Below are 15,595 nucleotides of genomic sequence, written 5' to 3'. Positions count from 1 at the left end.
TTCTGCGTTCTCCTTCGGTGGGTTGGTCCAGGCCCGGCGGGCAGGCGTGACGGCCTACGGGATCTGGATGACTTGGGCAGCGTAGGACAGTCCGGCCCCGAAGCCGACCAGCAGGGCCGGGGCGCCGGACGGCACGTCGCCGCGTTCGATCATGCGGGAGAGCGCCAGCGGGATGGAGGCGCCCGAGGTGTTGCCGGAGTGGACGATGTCGTCGGCCACGACGGCGTTGGCCGCCTTCACCTTGCGGGCGATGGCCTCGATGATGCGCAGGTTGGCCTGGTGCGGGACGATGGCGGCGAGGTCCTCCGGCTTGACCCCGGCGCGCTCGCAGGCCTGGAGCGCGATGGGGGCGATGGCGGTGGTGGCCCAGCGGAACACCGCCTGGCCCTCCTGCCGGATGAACGAGTGCCGGTCATCGATGATGATCTTGTCGTACTTGTCGCCGGCGCTGCCCCACACCACTGGGCCGATGCCGGGCGAGTCGCTGCCGCCGACGACCGCCGCGCCCGCGCCGTCCGCGAAGATGATGCAGGTGGAGCGGTCGGTCCAGTCGATCCACTGGGACATCTTCTCGGAGCCGATGACCAGCACGTTGCGGGCGCTGCCCGCCTGGACGGCGGCGCTGGCGGTGGCGAGGGCGTAGCAGAACCCGGCGCAGGCGGCGTTGAGGTCGAACGCGCCGGGCGCGTCGATGCCGAGGCGGTGCGCGACGAGCGCGGCGTGGCTCGGCATCGGCGACTCCGCCGAGCAGGTCGCGAGGATCACGAGGTCGATGTCGGACGGGTCGAGGCCGCTGCCCGCGAGGGCCTTGCCGCCCGCGTGCACGGCGAGCTCGACGATGCCCTCGTCGTCGCCGGCGATGCGCCGCTCGGTGATGCCGACGCGGCTGCGGATCCACTCGTCGCTGGTGTCGACGGTCTCGGCCAGCTCGTCGTTGGTGACGATGCGGGCCGGCCGGTAGTCGCCGAAGGCGAGGACACGGGCGCCGGCGGTCGGCGCGGGGATCGTGAGCCCGGCGGTCATGACGCGTCCGCCTTGATCAGCTCGCGGGCCTTGTCGAGGTCGTCGGGTGTCTTGAGGGCGACCAGCGGGACTCCCTTCAGCTCGCGCCGGGCGAGGCCCGTGAGGGTCCCGGCGGGCGGCAGCTCGATGATGCCGGTGACGCCGATCTCTCGCATCGTCTCCATGCACGCGTCCCAGCGGACGGGCGCGCTGACCTGCTCGACGAGCCGGGCCACGAAGTCGCCGCCGCCGCTGACGGCGGCGCCGTCGCGGTTCTGCAGCAGCGTGGTGCGCGGGTCGGCGGCGCGGACGCCGGCGGTGAGCCGGCGGAGCGTGTCGACGGCGGGCTCCATGTGCTCGGTGTGGAACGCGCCCGCGACCGACAGCGGCCGGAGCCGCGCCTTGGCGGGCGGCTCGTCGGCGAACTTCGCGAGCCGCTCCATCGTCCCGGCGGCGACGATCTGGCCGGCGCCGTTGACGTTCGCGGGGGTGAGCCCGTGCTTGTCGATGGAGGCGAGCACCTCGTCGGTGTCGCCGCCGAGCACCGCGGTCATCCCGGTCTCGGTGACGGCGGCGGCCTCGGCCATCGCCCGGCCCCGCTCCCGGACGAGGACCAGCGCGGTCTCCGGCGTCAGCACCCCGGCGATCGCGGCGGCGGCGAGCTCGCCGACGCTGTGCCCGGCGACGGCGCCGGGGACGGCGTCCTCGTAGAGCACCTCGTAGGCGGCGAGCGCGGCGGCGACCAGCAGCGGCTGCGCGACGGCGGTGTCGCGGATCTCCTCGGCGTCCGCCTCCGTCCCGTACCTGACCAGGTCGAGCCCCGTGACGGCCGACCACCAGGCGAGACGGTCGGCGACTCCGGGTATCTCTAGCCATGGCTGCAGGAAGCCGGGGGTCTGGGCGCCCTGGCCGGGCGATGCGAGGAGAATCACAGCGTCCAGCATTCCGTCAATGTCCGCTGACCTCGATACCGATCAGCACGAACTTTGGTCGGAACCCTTTGTACGACCCCTACAACCCCTGAAGGCGCGTCCGCCGGGTAGGGGTCGGCCGGGAGGTCAGCCGTGGGCGGAGCGCGTCCCGAAGCGGCCGAGGACCAGGGCGATGCGGAGGGTGAAGGCGTTGCGGCCGTCGGTGGGCGCCAGCCCGGTCAGCTCGGTGACGCGGCGGAGCCGGTACCGGACGGTGTTGGGGTGGACGAACAGCAGCCGCGCGGTGGCCTCCAGCGACGAGCCCTGTTCGAGGTAGGTGGTGAGCGTGTCGAGCAGGGGCGCGCCGGCGGCGAGCATCGGGTTGTAGACGCTCTCCACGAGGTAGCGGCGCGCGTCGTCGTCGCCGTCCAGGGCGCGTTCGGGCAGCAGCTCGGTCGCGTGGACGGGACGGGGCGCGTCGGGCCATCCGGCGGCGGCGCGCAGGCCGGCGACGGCGGCCTGCGCGGAGTGGGTGGACTCGTAGAGGTCGGCGACCTGCGGGCCGACGACGACGGGCCCGGGGCCGCACTTGGCGGCGATGGGGCGGGCCGCCTCGACGGGGTCGATATCGCCGCCGACGATGACGATGACGCGGTGCCCCTGCACGCCGGCGAGCACGTCGGCGCGCGCGCGGCGCGCGGCCAGCTGCATCTGGTCGATGGTGACCTCGGGCTCCTCGTCTTCCGGGGTGAACCCCGCGATGACGGTGACGGGCTTGGACGTCCAGCCGAGGGCGGCGGCCCACGAGTGCATGCCGTCGTCGACCTCGCCGCGCAGCACCGCGTTGACGACGAGGGCCTCCAGCCGGGCGTCCCAGGCGGCGCGCGTCTCGGCGGCGCGCGCGTAGACCTGGGCCGCGCCGAACGCCACGTCGCGGGTGTAGCGGAGGATGGCCTCGCGGAGCTGGGCCTCGCCGCCGGGCGCGGCGAGCTCGTCCAGCCGGGTCTCCACCACCTCGATGATGACGCGGATCATGTCGATGGTGTGGTGCAGCTTGATGGAGCGCAGCAGCTCGCGGGGCGCGGTGCCGAACACCTCGCCGGCGATGGCCGGGCGCGTCTTCTCGTTGTTCTTGAACCACTCGACGAACGCGGCGATGCCCGCCTGCGCGACGAGGCCGATCCAGGACCGCTGGTCGGCCGGCATGCGCCGGAACCAGGGGAGCTGCTCCTCCATGCTCGCCAGCGCCGCGGTGCCGAACGTCCCCATGGCCTTCTCCAGGCGCTGGGTGGTCTGGTCGCGGATTTCGGCCTCGTTCGCGGTGTCCACCACCCCAGGGTGCCACTATCCCGATGATGACCCGACCCCGAGTGCCGGACGGGTCAGCCGTGCGTGACCTCGGAGGCGCGGCCGAGCGCGATGTCGGTGAGGTTGCGCAGCGACGCCGAGCCGGGGGCGAGGTAGTCGCTGTGGCCGCCGGATCCGGCGTCGAAGACTCGCGCCCCGAACTCGGGGGAGACCGGGTCGGGGCCGAGGCCGATGCCGAGGAAGCGCACGTGGGGGACGTCCTCCATCCAGTCGGTCGTGCCGCGCCCCGCCCAGACGCGGGCGGTGCCGCTCAGCTTGGACGCCGACCAGGCCGACGTGCCGGGACTGCCGTAGAGGGCGATGTCGGTGACGTGACGCCAGGACGTGCTCTTGGGCGCGTCCAATGCCGCACGGCCGCACACCACCGAGCCGTAGCTGTGGCAGAGCAGACCCACGGTCGCGCTGGGGTTGACCCGGTGCAGGCCCTTCACGAAGTGGCGCAGTTTCCCGGCGCCTTCGTCGGCCCGGTCGTCGGTGAGGACGTCGCTGCTGAACGTCTTGGGCGCCGCGTAGCCGAGCCAGGCGACGACCGCGAGCTCCGGGTCCGGCGCCATGGAACGCGCCTGCGCGTAGACGGCGCGCGCGCCGCCGCCCGGTGTCGACCACGGTTTGCCGCCGCGCGTGTCGAACGCGGACAGCGTGGTGTCGGCGCCGGGGACGAGCACCGCGACCCGCCGCGCCCGGGTGAGGTCGCCGACGACCTCGACGGCGCGCCCGCCGCCGCGCGGGTCGAAGTAGAGGAAGCGGCGTCCGGGCTGGAGGAACGCGCCGAGCGCCTTGCCGCGGTCGGTGTCGCCGACCGACTGCGCCGTCTTCAGCGCCTCCTCGATGGCGCCGCGTTCGGCGGTGTACCGGACGTCCAGCGTCGAGGGCGCCAGCTCGGGGACGCGGACGGGCGCGGCGTAGGGGTCGGCGTGCCCGGTCCCGGCCGTCGTCAGCATGATCACGCCGATGGACGCGGCGCCCGCCAGGGCCCGGCGCAGCCGCCGCGAGCGCGGCCGCCGGACATGCGTCCCCGGCGGCCGCCGGACGTGGGACCCCGGCATCACGGCGTTCGGCGGCATCGTGCGTATGTCTACCATCCAGGGTCGGTGCGGCGGCGCGGCGCCCGTTCGAACCGGCCGGTCAGGGCGCGGAGCACGGCCAGCGCCACCGCGAAGGCGGCCAGCCACGGCAGCCGCATCATGATCCATTCCGGGCGGCCGGGTGCCGTGTGCACCCCTTGCAGGCTACCCAACGTGAGGAGCGTCACCGAGGTCACGGCCATCAGCGCGGTCTGGTGCCACAGGAAGACCGTCATCGCGGAGCGGCCGGACGCGTCCAGGGCCGACCGCACCCGGGCGTGTCGCGTCCAGCGGGTGAGGGGCCCGTGCAGCAGCACCGCGAGGCCGGTCTGGGCGAGGCCGAACGCGACGGCCGCGAGCGTCGGCGGGCTGAGGTTGGAGACCGCGGCGCCCGGCACGCCGACCATGCTCGCCGGATACCCGGCGAGCAGCACGAGCAGCGCGGTCGCCGCCGTGCCGCCGCCCAGCAGGGCGAGCCCGGCGCGGCGGGAGCGCAGCGCGCCGCGCGCCCAGCCGGTGCCGAGGTAGAACGGCAGGAGCCAGGCGGTGAGGACGGTGGCCCAGCCCGTCCACCCGGGCGTGTCGAGCGCGAAGCGGCCGAGGTCGATCGCGGTGGTCGCCGCGACGAGGAGCGCGGCGCCGGGCAGCCCGAACCGGTCCCACGCGGACGCGATCAGCGGGCCGCACGCCGTCAGCACCACGTACACGCAGAGGAACCACAGCGGGCTCAGGACCAGTTCGAGCATCGTCCGGACGGTGCCGGACGAGAACCCGGCCCACCGCAGGGCGATGGCGGCCGGGATCCACGCGAGGGCCAGGACGGGCAGGGGCCGCGCGAACCGGGTCAGGCGCCGCCGCATCAGCGCTCCCCACGCTTCGCCGGGACGCCGCGACTTCGCCGCAGAGTAGCCGCCGACCAGGAAGAACACGGCGAGCGTCTGGAAGACCCAGGAGATGGGTGCGAGGTAGGGCATCGTCTTCAGCGGGCTGGTGACGTGCAGGTCGTGACCGGAGGGGTCCGCGACGAACGCGGTGACCAGCCAGTGGCCGAGGACGACGCCCAGGATCGCGAGGACGCGCAGCGCGTCCACCGCGTAGTCGCGTTCCGGCGCGCGGGCCGGGCGGACGTTCGCTTCTCGTAAACGCGTGTCAAGCACGGCTGACCTCCGCGGTGCGGCCGAGGGCGATGAGGGTGAGGTTGCGAAGCGCGCGCGAGCCGGGCTTGAGGTAGGCGCTGTGCGGGCCGGTGCCGGCGTCGAAGCGGAGTGCGCCGAAGCGCGGCGAGACGGGGTCCGTGCCGAAGCCGAGCCCTGCGAAGCGGACGTTGGGCACGTAGCGCATCCAGTCGCCCTTGGCGCGGCCCGCCCACACGCGCGCGGGCGTCCCCAGGTCGGCGGCCGTGTCGACGGTCGTGCCGGGGCTGCCGAAGAGCGCGATGTCGTCCGCGGGCAGTGGCCCGATGCGCGGGGCGGCCTTCGCGCAGACCACCGAGCCGTAGCTGTGGCAGAGCAGGGCGAACCGGGCGTTCCCGTTCACCCGGTGGATGCCGGTGAGGAGGCGCTCCAGCCCGCGCGCGCCGTCCTCGGCTCGGCGGCCCGTGAGGACGCCGGGGCTCAGCGTGGAGGGCGAGTCGTAACCGAGCCAGGCGATGACCGCGAACCGTGAGTGCGCGGCGTTCCCGCGAGCCTCTTGGTAGAGGGCTCGGGTTCCGCCACCGACGAACTTGGGCGAGTCGTAGTTGGCCAGCGTGTTGTCCGCGCCGGGAACGACGACGGCGATGCGGTCGGCGTGCTCCAGGTCGCCGACGACTTCGACGGCCCGTCCAGAGCCGCGCGGGTCGAAGGCAAGAAACCGCCTGCCCGAGCCCAGGAAGGCGGACAGCGCGCGCGCCCGGTCCTCATCGTGGACGCGTTTCGCCGTGGCCAGGGCCCGGCCGATGTCCCGCTCGGTGGTCTGGTAGCGGGCGGTCAGGGCCGGCGCGGACAGCGCGGACAGCGCGGGCAGCGGCCCTGGAGCGGCGTACGGGTCGGCGTGCCCCGCCGCGGGGGCCGCCGAGCCCGCCGCGAGGAGCGACACGGCGGCGAGGGACTGGCGCACACCCGGCATCGGGCCCGTCCTTCCTGGTCAGTGGTTCGCAGCACTGATCAGGAAGGTAGAAATCGGACACCCGGCCGGGGATCACCCGGCGGAGCCGTCTTGCGGCGTGCGACCACGGTCCGACGGCGTGCCACCCGGGTATCAGTCGCCGGGCCGGACCAGCCCCACCTCGTAGGCGTAGACGATCGCCTGCGGGCGGTCCCGGAGCCCCAGCTTCATCAGGATCCGCCCGAAATGGGTCTTGACGGTCTGCTCGGCGACGACGAGCTTCGCGGCGATCTCCCCGTTGGACAGGCCACGCGCCACCAGCCCCAGGACCTCCGTCTCCCGCTCGGTCAGCTCCTCCAGCCGCTTGCGGGACGGCGCGCGCGGCCCGCCGAGCCGGGAGAACTCCGCGATCAGCCGCCGGGTGACCGACGGCGACAGCAGCGCGTCGCCCGCCGCGACGACCCGCACCGCGTCGGCCAGCTCGGTCGCGGACGCGTCCTTCAGCAGGAACCCGCTGGCCCCGGCCCGCAGCGCCGCGTAGACGTAGTCGTCCAGGTCGAACGTCGTCAGCATGAGGACCTTCGGGACGTCGCCCGACGTCTCGGACAGGAGCCGGCGGGTCGCCTCCAGGCCGTCCATCACCGGCATGCGGACGTCCATCAGCACCACGTCCGGGGCGAGCTCGGCGATGCGCCGCAGCCCCTCCTCGCCGTTCACCGCCTCGCCGACGACCTCGATGTCCGGCTGGGCGTTCAGCAGCACGCCGAACCCGGCGCGCACCATGCCCTGGTCGTCGACGATCACGACCCGGATCGTCACGTCGTCTCCCGCGCCCTCAGCGGCAGCGTGGCGGTCACGGCGAATCCTCCCTCGGCGGTGGGGCGGGCGGTCAGCTCGCCGCCCAGCGCGGCGGCCCGCTCCCGCATCCCGAGCAGCCCGTGGCCGCCGCCGGGCAGCGGCGTGCCGGGGACCTGTCCGGCGGCGGGCGGGCCGTTCACGACGCCGAGCCACACTAGACCGTCATCTCGGGACACTTCGACGTCCACCCGGGAACCGGGCGCGTGCCGCATCGCGTTGCTCAGCGCCTCCTGCATGATCCGGTACGCGGTGAGGCCCACGCCCGGCGGCAGCCCGGCGAGATCGCCCTCCAGCCGCGTCTCCACCCGCAGGCCCGCGCCGCGCGCGTTGCCGACCAGCTCGTCGAGCCGGTCGAGGCTCGGCTGCGGGGCGGTCTCGGCGCCGTCCTCCGCGCGCAGCACGCCGAGGATCCGGCGCAGCTCGGTCAGCGCGTCCAGCGCGGTCGCGCGGATCTCGGCGAGGTCCCGCCGGGTCTCGTCCGGGACCTCCGCGACCTTGTACGGCGCCGCCTCCGCCTGGATCGCGATCATCGACATGTGGTGCGCGACGACGTCGTGCAGTTCCCGCGCGATCCGCTGCCGCTCGGTCAGCACCGCCTCGGCGTCCCGGTGCCGCCGCTCCTGCTCGGCCAGCTCCCGCCGCGACGTCCGCCGCACCCGGACGGCGTAGCCGACCGTCAGCGGCAGCAGGAGCAGCACCGACGCCCCGGCCCCGGTCTCCGGGTCCTTGATCCACACCCCGGCGAAGGAGATGATCCCGACGCCGAGGGTGATGTCGCGCGAGCAGCGCACCGCGACCGTGTACACGCACACGATCGCCGCGAACGTGCCCGCCGGGACGTACGGGACGGTCAGCCACCCGTCCACGTCGACCAGCGCCATCGCCGCGAAGCTCAGCCGCCACGCGCCCAGCGGATGCCGGTCCCGCAGCGCGAGCGGCGCGGTGACCGCGACCGCGATGAGCAGCTTCGTCCCGTCGGACACGTCCAGGCCGCGGCGTGTGGTCTCGGTGGTCAGCAGCGACACCGTCCCCGCGACCAGCCCGACGGTGAGCGCGAGCCCGAACAGGTTCGTCACGAGCCCGTAGGGGAGCCGGCCGACGCCGATGTAGCGGGTCCAGCGCAGCAGCAGCGGCCAGGGCCGGTTCAGGGGGGCCGGGTCCGCCCGGCCCGTGAACGCGGCGGCCACCAGCACGTCCCGCAGGATGCCCCGCAGCGTGAGATTGTCCCCGGCCATGCCGCCAGGCTAAAGCCGCCGCGGACTCACCCGGATGACACCGTGGTGGGACGCATCAGGTCATACCTGGGTACGGTGCGAGGCGTGGAGCCCGTCGAAGCGCTGCGCCGCATCGCGTTCCTGCTGGAGCGCGCCCACGAGCCGACCTACCGCGTGCGGGCGTTCCGCACGGCCGCCGACCTCGCCGAGCGGACGCCGCCGGACGAACTGGCCGACCGCGCCCGCGACGGGACGCTGACCGCGCTGCCCGGCATCGGCAAGGTCACCGCGCTGGTGATCGAGGAGGCGCTGCGCGGCGAGACCCCCGTCTACCTGCGCCGCCTGGAGGCGACCGAGGGGCGGCCGCTCGACGAGGCCGCCGCCGCGCTCCGCGCCGCCTTGAAGGGGGACCTGCACACCCACAGCGACTGGTCGGACGGCGGCTCGCCCATCCGGGAGATGGCCGAGACGGCGCGCGGCCTCGGGCACGAGTACCTCGCGCTGACCGACCACTCCCCGCGCCTCAAGGTGGCCAACGGCCTGTCCGCCGACCGCCTCCGCCGCCAGCTCGACACCGTCGCCGCGCTGAACGAGGAACTGGCGCCGTTCCGCGTCCTCACCGGGATCGAGGTCGACATCCTGGAGGACGGCACCCTCGACCAGGCCCCCGACCTGCTCGAACGCCTCGACGTCGTCGTGGCCAGCGTCCACTCCAAGCTCCGCATGGACCGGGTCGCCATGACGAAGCGCATGGTCGCCGCGATCGCGAACCCGCGGGTGAACGTCCTCGGGCACTGCACGGGGCGGATCGTGAAGGCGGGCGGCAAGCGCGGCGGCCTGCGGCCCGAGTCGGAGTTCGACGCCGCGCTCGTCTTCGACGCGTGCGCCGCCTACGACGTCGCCGTCGAGATCAACTCACGTCCGGAACGGCTCGACCCGCCGAAGCGACTGCTGCGCGTCGCCGCCGAGGCGGGCTGCCGCTTCTCCATCGACTCCGACGCCCACGCGCCGGGCCAGCTCGACTGGCAGCCCTTCGGCTGCGAGCGCGCGGCCCGGTGCGGGGTCGAGGCGTCCCAGCTCGTCAACACCCTTCCCGCCGACGAGCTGGTGGCCTGGACGCGTTCCAAACTCTGACTCCGGGCGACTAGCCGCCCAGGGCGTGGACCATGCGCATGATGGTCTCGATCTGCTTGCCGCCCTTCATGTCGTAGGCGGTGTCGCCGCCGTAGCCCCACCAGTTCCAGCAGCCCTGCGGGTTACCGCCCGTCCAGCTGGACGCGGTGGCCTGCGGATACAGGACGATCGTGGCGTTGGTGTCGGCGTATTCGTTGAGGTACGTCTTCGTCGCGAACGTGGTGCCGACGAGGCTGCGGCCCTGCTGGCATCCGTGCAGCGCGACCATCAGCCGGCACGTGCTCGATTCGCACGCGGCCGGAATGTAGGCGAATCCCTTGGCGTCCATGCTGATGGACGAGGCGCTGCCGTTCGGCGCATAGGCGTTCTGGTCGAACTCCATGAGCATTCCGCCGGGTGCGGACGCGGGCGGCGCCACGCTCCCGTAGAGGTGCGCGAGCATCGCGCCCTCCGGGTCGTCGCCGCAATTGTTGATGTAGGGCGTGTAGGTCGCCGTGCACGGATTGGGGCCGAGGGGGCTCACCCATGCGTGCCCGGCCGGGGACGTCTTGTTGTAGGAGACGGCGGCGCCGAAATCGCGGTGGAAACCGGCGAGCCCGTCGTTCACCGACTGCTTGACCGTCATGTCGTTCGTCCCGTGGTGAATCCAGACGGGATGCCCGGCCAGGTTCGCCACGGGGTCGATGCGTCCCTGGGCCGCCCGGTCGCGGGCCGTGCGCTCCAATTCCGCGGGATTGTCGTCGTACAGGTCGTTCATGCACGCGAGTTGCGCGGTGACCACGCTTCCCCGCGCGCAGTGGTACGGGCCGGCGCTGAAGATGCCGGCGCCTTTGAACGTCCCCGAGTAGGCGACGTGGAGCTGGTCCGCCATGTATCCGCCGGACGAGATGCCGCTGACGTAGGAAGCGCTGATCGTGTGCTGGGGAAGCGCTCCGGCGAGGGGCGCGGCGGCCGCGGACGGGGAGGCGGTGGCCGCCGTGAGGGCGAGCGCGGCGGCGGCCGTGAGGATCGGGGTGGACTTCATGACACGAGACCTCCTCGGTTCCGGTGTCAGCTGAGGGAGCAGGTGTTGACCAGGTCGCCGGACGCGGGGCGGGGAAGCGTCGCGCTCTTCGGCGGGGGCGTGCCGTTCCGCGTCCAGGATTCGAGGGCCGTGAAGGCGGTGCGCATGCAGGGCAGGAGCGGGCGGAGGCGGTCGGGGTAGGTGTCGTAGAGGCCGTCGACGTGGTTGGCGGCCTCCAGGCGGTAGTAGCGGTAAGGGGCCTTTCCCCGGGCGCGGACGAGTTTCGCGTAGACGTCCGAGTCGGTGCCGATCGGCAGGAGCGTGTCGTAGGTTCCCTGGAGGGTGATCAGGGGTTTGCGGATCTGCCCGGTGAGGGATATCCGGGCCACCGCGCGGTGGACTTCCTTCGGGCGGGAGGCGTAGTCGTACTCGGCTTCCGGCCCGGTGTAGGCGGGGTCGAATTCCTCGCGGTAGATGCGCTGGGTGAGTTCCCAGTAGACCTGGTCGTGGAACGGCCAGAGGAATTCCGAACCGGGTGCCAGCCCCGCCTTCAGCAGCGCCTTGTGGGCGGACGGGTCACCGGTGGCCGCGTAGGCCGGGTAGGCCCGCAGGATGGACGGGAGATAGGTGAACAGGTTGGGGCCGCCGGCGCGCCAGAGCGTGCCTTCGGCGTCGATGCCGCCGTCGTAGAGTTCCGGCCGGTTCTCCAACTGCCAGCGGACGAGGTAGCCGCCGTTCGAGATGCCCGCCGCGTAGGTGCGGCCGGGCGACCGGCCGTAGCGTTTCGCGACGACCTTCTTCGCGGCGCGCGTGAGCTGGGTCAGGCGGTGGTTCCATTCGGCGACGGCGTCGCCGGGGCGGCGGCCGTCCTTGTAGAACTCAACGCCGCTGTTGCCCTTGTCGGTCGCGGCATAGGCGTAGCCCTTGGCGAGCGCCCAGTCGGAAATGGTGACGTCGTTGGCGTACTGGCGGCGGTTGCCGGGAGAGCCCGCGACGACGAGGCCGCCGTTCCAGCGGTCGGGCAGCCGGATGACGAATTGCGCGTCATGGTTCCAGCCGTGGGTGGTGTTGAAGGCGGAGTCGTCCGGGAAATAGCCGTCCAGCTGGATGCCGGGGACGCCGGACGGGTTGCGCGTCCCGGCGGCGTGCAGGCCGGCGAAGTCGGCGGGGACGGTGTGCCCGGACGCGACCGTCCCGGCGGTGGTGAGGTCGTCCAGCCGCGCCGACACCAGCTTCTCGGCTCCCGGGACGGTGAGCGCGCGTTCCCGCGCATGGCCCGGTGAGGTGTGGCCCGGTGCGGCGTGGGCGGGTGCGGCGAGGGCCGCGACCAGAGCGCCGGTGGCGAGGCCGGCGGTCAGGGCGGCGGTGCGGACGGGCATTCCGGCTCCTCGGATCGGCGTCAGTGCCCGCCATGGTGGGCGCCCGCTGTGACCGCGACCACGTGGCCCGTCCACATATCGGCGGAGGCCGCCATGTGCGGGGCGTGCTGACCTGCGCGTGATGTGGGTCACAGCCGTATCGGCCGGTCCGAATATGGGGGCCGCTCACATGGTCCGGCCCGCGGGCGCGACCTAGCGTTCCCGGTCACGAGGGCCCGGTGTGTCTCGGGTCACCTTAGACGAGATTGAGGAGGGCGCATGGGCGATCCCGTCCCGCAGGCCCCGGTGCTGAAGGCGCGGGGCCTGGTCCGGGAGTTCCGCGGTTTCCGTGCCGTGGACGGTGTGGACCTGGATGTGGGGGAGGGGTCCGTGCACGCGCTGGTGGGGCCGAACGGCGCCGGCAAGACGACGTTGTTCAACCTGCTGACCGGGTTCTTGAAGCCGACCGCGGGCAGCGTCCGGTTGGGGCGGCACGAGCTTGCGGGGCGGAGCCCGGAGGCGATCACCCGGTTGGGCGTGGCGCGCTCGTTCCAGATCACCAGCCTGTTCGCCGAGCTGACCCCGCGGCAGCACGTGGAGCTGGCGCTGGCCGGGCGCAGCGGCCTCGGCTGGCGGTTCTGGCGGTCGGACGCGGCGCTCGGCCGCTACTCCGGCCGCGCCGCCGAGCTGCTCGACCAGGTCGGGCTGGGCGAGCACGCCGACGTCACGGCGGGCGCGCTCGCCTACGGCCGCAAGCGGGCCCTCGAACTGGCGCTGGCCCTCGCGCTCGACCCCAAGGTCCTGCTGCTGGACGAGCCGACCGCCGGCATGGGCGTCGAGGACGTCGGCCGGACGGTCGAGCTCATCAAGAAGGTCCGCGCGGGCCGGACGGTGGTTCTGGTCGAGCACAACATGAGTGTGGTCGCGAGCCTGGCCGACCGGGTGACGGTGCTTCAGCACGGCCAGGTCCTGGTCGAAGGGCCGTATGCCGAGATCCGCCACGACCCGCGCGTGGTCACTGCCTACCTCGGAGACTCCCATGCTGCGCGTTGACGGACTGTCGGCCTGGTACGGCGAGGCCCAGGCCCTGCGCGACGTTTCGCTGCACGTCGACAAGGGCGAGATCGTGACGCTCGTCGGCCGTAACGGCGCCGGCAAGACCACGCTTCTGCGCTCGCTCATGGGGCTGCATAAAGGGACGTCCGGAACGGTCCGATTCCTGGACGAGGACATCTCCTCCCTGAGCCCGCATAAGCGCGCGCGCCTCGGCCTTGGTTACGTGCCGGACGATCGCGGCATCTTCGCCTCCCTCTCGGTGGAGGAGAACCTGACGCTTCCGCCGCGCATGGGCCCGGACCCGTGGTCGATGGAGCGGGTGTACGAGACGTTCCCGCGGTTGAAGGAGCGGCGGCGGTTCCCCGGGACGAAGCTGTCGGGCGGTGAGCAGCAGATGCTCGCGCTGGCGCGGGTGCTGCGGACGGGCGCGCGGCTGCTGCTGTGCGACGAGCCCACCGAGGGCCTGTCGCCGCTGATCGTCCAGCAGATCGGCGCCATCCTGCGCGAGGTCAAGGCCGCCGGGGTGACCGTCCTGCTGATCGAGCAGAACGTGCACTTCGCCGCCACCGTCGCCGACCGCCACCACCTGCTCGCCGAGGGCCGGATCGTCGAGTCCATGGACAACGACGAGGTCCGCGCCCGTGAAGACGAACTCCTCCAGTACCTCGGAATCTAGGGAGACCCCCATGAAACTTTTGGGACGTTCGGCCGCGATCGCGACCGCCGGAGCGCTGCTGGCCGGCTGCGCGGGCGGGCCCGGCGGGGGCGGGGGCAAGATCAGCGACGACAAGATCGTCCTGGCGGTGCTGACCGACCAGTCCGGCGTCTACGCCGACCTGTCGGGCAAGAACGCCGTCGAGGCGGTGAAGATGGCCGTCGCCGACTTCAAGGCCAAGTACGGTGACAAGGCCGTCAGCAAGAACATCGAGGTGGTCTCCGCCGACCACCAGAACAAGCCGGAGATCGCCAACTCCAAGGCGCAGGAGCTCTACGACCGGCAGAAGGCCGACCTGATCGTGGACGTCCCGACGTCGTCGGCCGCGCTCGCCGTCGCGACCGTCGCGAAGAACAAGAAGAAGGTCTTCATCGATGTCGGCGGCGCGACCACGGAGCTGGAAGGCAAGCAGTGCAACAAGTACACCTTCCACTACGGCTACAACAGCTACATGCTCGCCCACGGGACGGGCACTGAGGTCACCAAGGACGGCGCCAAGAACTGGTACATCGTCTACCCGGACTACGCGTTCGGCCAGGACATGGAGAAGACCTTCACGGCGGCCGTGAAGGGCGCGGGCGGGACGGTCGTGAAGAGCGACCCGACGCCGTTCCCGAACGACAACTTCTCCACGTTCCTGCTGAAGGCGCCCAGCCTCGACCCCAAGCCGCAGGTGCTCGGGGCCATGCAGGCCGGCGGTGACCTGGTCAACCTGGTGAAGCAGTACAACGAGTACAAGCTGCGCGACAAGGGCGTGGGTCTCGCGGTGGGGCTGATGTTCCTCACGGACATCCACTCGCTCGGCCCGGACGCCCTCGCGGGGACGTACTTCACCGACTTCTGGTACTGGAACGCCAACGCGGGCAACCGCGCGTGGGCCGACAAGTTCAAGGCCAAGACGGGCGCCCGCCCGACGGCCGTCCACGCGGGCGACTACTCGGCCGCGCTCCAGTACCTGGAGGCCGTGCAGCGCGGCGGCACCGACAAGTCCGACGACGTGGTGAAGCAGCTCGAAGGCCACAAGGTCAACGACGTGTTCACCTCCACCGGCACGGTCCGCGCCGAGGACCACCTGCTCGTCCACGACGCCTACATCGCGCAGGTGAAGCCGTCCGCCGAGGTCAAGGAGCCGTGGGACTACGAGAAGATCGTCAAGACGATCCCGGCCGCCGAGGCGTTCCAGCAGCCCGACGCCGCCTGCTCCCTCTGAGGCGGGCCCGACGTGCTGCAACAGGCGTTCAACGGCCTGGTGGGCGGGGCGTTCTACGCCCTGCTCGCCCTCGGCCTCGCCGTCATCTTCGGAATGCTCGGCGTCGTCAACTTCGCCCATGGCGCGTTCTACATGCTGGGCGCGTTCGGGGCGTTCATCGCGCTCGACTCGCTCGGCCTGAACTTCTGGCTGGCGCTGCCGCTCGTCCCCGTCGTGCTGGGGCTGCTGGGCGTGGTGCTTGAGCGGTTGTTCATCCGGCGGCTGGCGCCGCTGGATCCGCTCTACAACTTCCTGTTCACCTTCGGTCTGGCGCTCATCTTGCAAGACCTGGTGAAGCGGCAGTACGGCGTGCAGTCGCAGCCTTACCCGAGGCCGTCCGCGCTGGACGGGTCGATCAACCTGGGGCTGTTCAGCTACCCGGCCTATCAGGTGTTCGTGCTGGCGGTGTCCGTGCTGGTGTGCGGTGCGGTGTGGGTGGTGCTGACCCGTACCCGGGTGGGGATGATCGTGCGGGCGGCGACCGAGAAGCCGGAGTTGTCGCGGGCGCTGGGCATCGACGTGGGCCGCTGGGTCACGCCGGTGTTCGGGTTCGGGATCGCGCTGGCGGCGTTCGCCGG

General features: G+C 72.4%; 15 protein-coding genes. 5 read left to right on the top strand and 10 right to left on the bottom strand.

From position 1 onward, the window contains the following. Positions 1-54 precede the first annotated feature (54 nt). From AB0K34_RS18610 to AB0K34_RS18575, 8 genes are all read right to left on the bottom strand, one after another. On the bottom strand, positions 55-1,023 hold the full coding sequence (locus AB0K34_RS18610) for a beta-ketoacyl-ACP synthase III (protein WP_301177022.1): 969 nt from the start codon (positions 1,021-1,023) through the stop codon (positions 55-57). Further along, positions 1,020-1,934 carry an ACP S-malonyltransferase gene (locus AB0K34_RS18605; RefSeq protein WP_364550001.1) on the bottom strand — a complete coding sequence of 305 codons (915 nt, stop codon included), beginning with the start codon at positions 1,932-1,934 and terminating at the stop codon, positions 1,020-1,022. Before AB0K34_RS18605 ends, AB0K34_RS18610 begins: the two co-directional genes overlap by 4 nt. Positions 1,935-2,060: 126 nt before the next feature. Further along, on the bottom strand, positions 2,061-3,242 hold the full coding sequence (locus AB0K34_RS18600; RefSeq protein ID WP_240807697.1) for a helix-turn-helix domain-containing protein: 1,182 nt from the start codon (positions 3,240-3,242) through the stop codon (positions 2,061-2,063). Positions 3,243-3,295: 53 nt separating this feature from the next. Then, complete coding sequence (locus AB0K34_RS18595) at positions 3,296-4,345, bottom strand: alpha/beta hydrolase (RefSeq protein ID WP_364549912.1); 1,050 nt, start codon at positions 4,343-4,345, stop codon at positions 3,296-3,298. 11 nt (positions 4,346-4,356) lie between these two features. Continuing rightward, the gene (locus tag AB0K34_RS18590) at positions 4,357-5,502 is read right to left on the bottom strand and encodes an acyltransferase (protein WP_364549910.1); all 1,146 of its coding nucleotides are present in this window, start codon (positions 5,500-5,502) and stop codon (positions 4,357-4,359) included. After that, entirely contained in the window at positions 5,495-6,451 is a 957-nt protein-coding gene (locus tag AB0K34_RS18585) for an alpha/beta hydrolase (RefSeq protein WP_364549908.1), read from the bottom strand. The genes AB0K34_RS18590 and AB0K34_RS18585 overlap by 8 nt, the downstream gene beginning before the upstream one ends. Before the next feature lie 132 nt (positions 6,452-6,583). Next, positions 6,584-7,249, bottom strand: coding sequence for a response regulator transcription factor (locus AB0K34_RS18580; protein ID WP_301177018.1), 666 nt, complete (start codon positions 7,247-7,249; stop codon positions 6,584-6,586). Then, positions 7,246-8,523, bottom strand: coding sequence for a histidine kinase (locus tag AB0K34_RS18575; protein WP_138637199.1), 1,278 nt, complete (start codon positions 8,521-8,523; stop codon positions 7,246-7,248). The genes AB0K34_RS18580 and AB0K34_RS18575 overlap by 4 nt, the downstream gene beginning before the upstream one ends. Positions 8,524-8,607: 84 nt before the next feature. On the opposite strand from AB0K34_RS18575, the gene AB0K34_RS18570 reads away from it, so the two are divergent. Continuing rightward, positions 8,608-9,636, top strand: a complete 1,029-nt coding sequence (locus AB0K34_RS18570) for a PHP domain-containing protein (protein WP_364549906.1) — start codon at positions 8,608-8,610, stop codon at positions 9,634-9,636. A 10-nt stretch (positions 9,637-9,646) separates the two neighbouring features. Here the strand turns inward: AB0K34_RS18570 and AB0K34_RS18565 are convergent, their stop codons facing one another. After that, the gene (locus tag AB0K34_RS18565) at positions 9,647-10,660 is read right to left on the bottom strand and encodes a PHB depolymerase family esterase (RefSeq protein WP_364549904.1); all 1,014 of its coding nucleotides are present in this window, start codon (positions 10,658-10,660) and stop codon (positions 9,647-9,649) included. A gap of 26 nt (positions 10,661-10,686) precedes the next feature. Next, positions 10,687-12,018, bottom strand: coding sequence for a tannase/feruloyl esterase family alpha/beta hydrolase (locus AB0K34_RS18560; protein ID WP_364549902.1), 1,332 nt, complete (start codon positions 12,016-12,018; stop codon positions 10,687-10,689). Positions 12,019-12,276: 258 nt separating this feature from the next. On the opposite strand from AB0K34_RS18560, the gene AB0K34_RS18555 reads away from it, so the two are divergent. The 4 genes from AB0K34_RS18555 to AB0K34_RS18540 form a co-directional block, all read left to right on the top strand. Beyond that, complete coding sequence (locus tag AB0K34_RS18555) at positions 12,277-13,050, top strand: ABC transporter ATP-binding protein (protein WP_138637191.1); 774 nt, start codon at positions 12,277-12,279, stop codon at positions 13,048-13,050. Further along, positions 13,037-13,729 (top strand): ABC transporter ATP-binding protein, encoded by a 693-nt coding sequence (locus AB0K34_RS18550; protein WP_364549900.1) that lies wholly within the window; start codon positions 13,037-13,039, stop codon positions 13,727-13,729. Before AB0K34_RS18555 ends, AB0K34_RS18550 begins: the two co-directional genes overlap by 14 nt. A gap of 10 nt (positions 13,730-13,739) precedes the next feature. Beyond that, positions 13,740-14,978: an ABC transporter substrate-binding protein gene (locus AB0K34_RS18545; RefSeq protein WP_138638649.1), complete on the top strand. Its 1,239-nt coding sequence runs from the start codon at positions 13,740-13,742 to the stop codon at positions 14,976-14,978. Between the two features lie 12 nt (positions 14,979-14,990). Beyond that, a partial coding sequence (locus AB0K34_RS18540; protein WP_364549898.1) for a branched-chain amino acid ABC transporter permease occupies positions 14,991-15,595 on the top strand: 605 nt, incomplete at its 3' end.

The sequence above is a fragment of the Actinomadura sp. NPDC049382 genome (assembly GCF_040677125.1).
Lineage (GTDB): Bacteria > Actinomycetota > Actinomycetes > Streptosporangiales > Streptosporangiaceae > Spirillospora > Spirillospora geliboluensis.
This window is presented reverse-complemented; position numbering and strand designations above follow the sequence as displayed.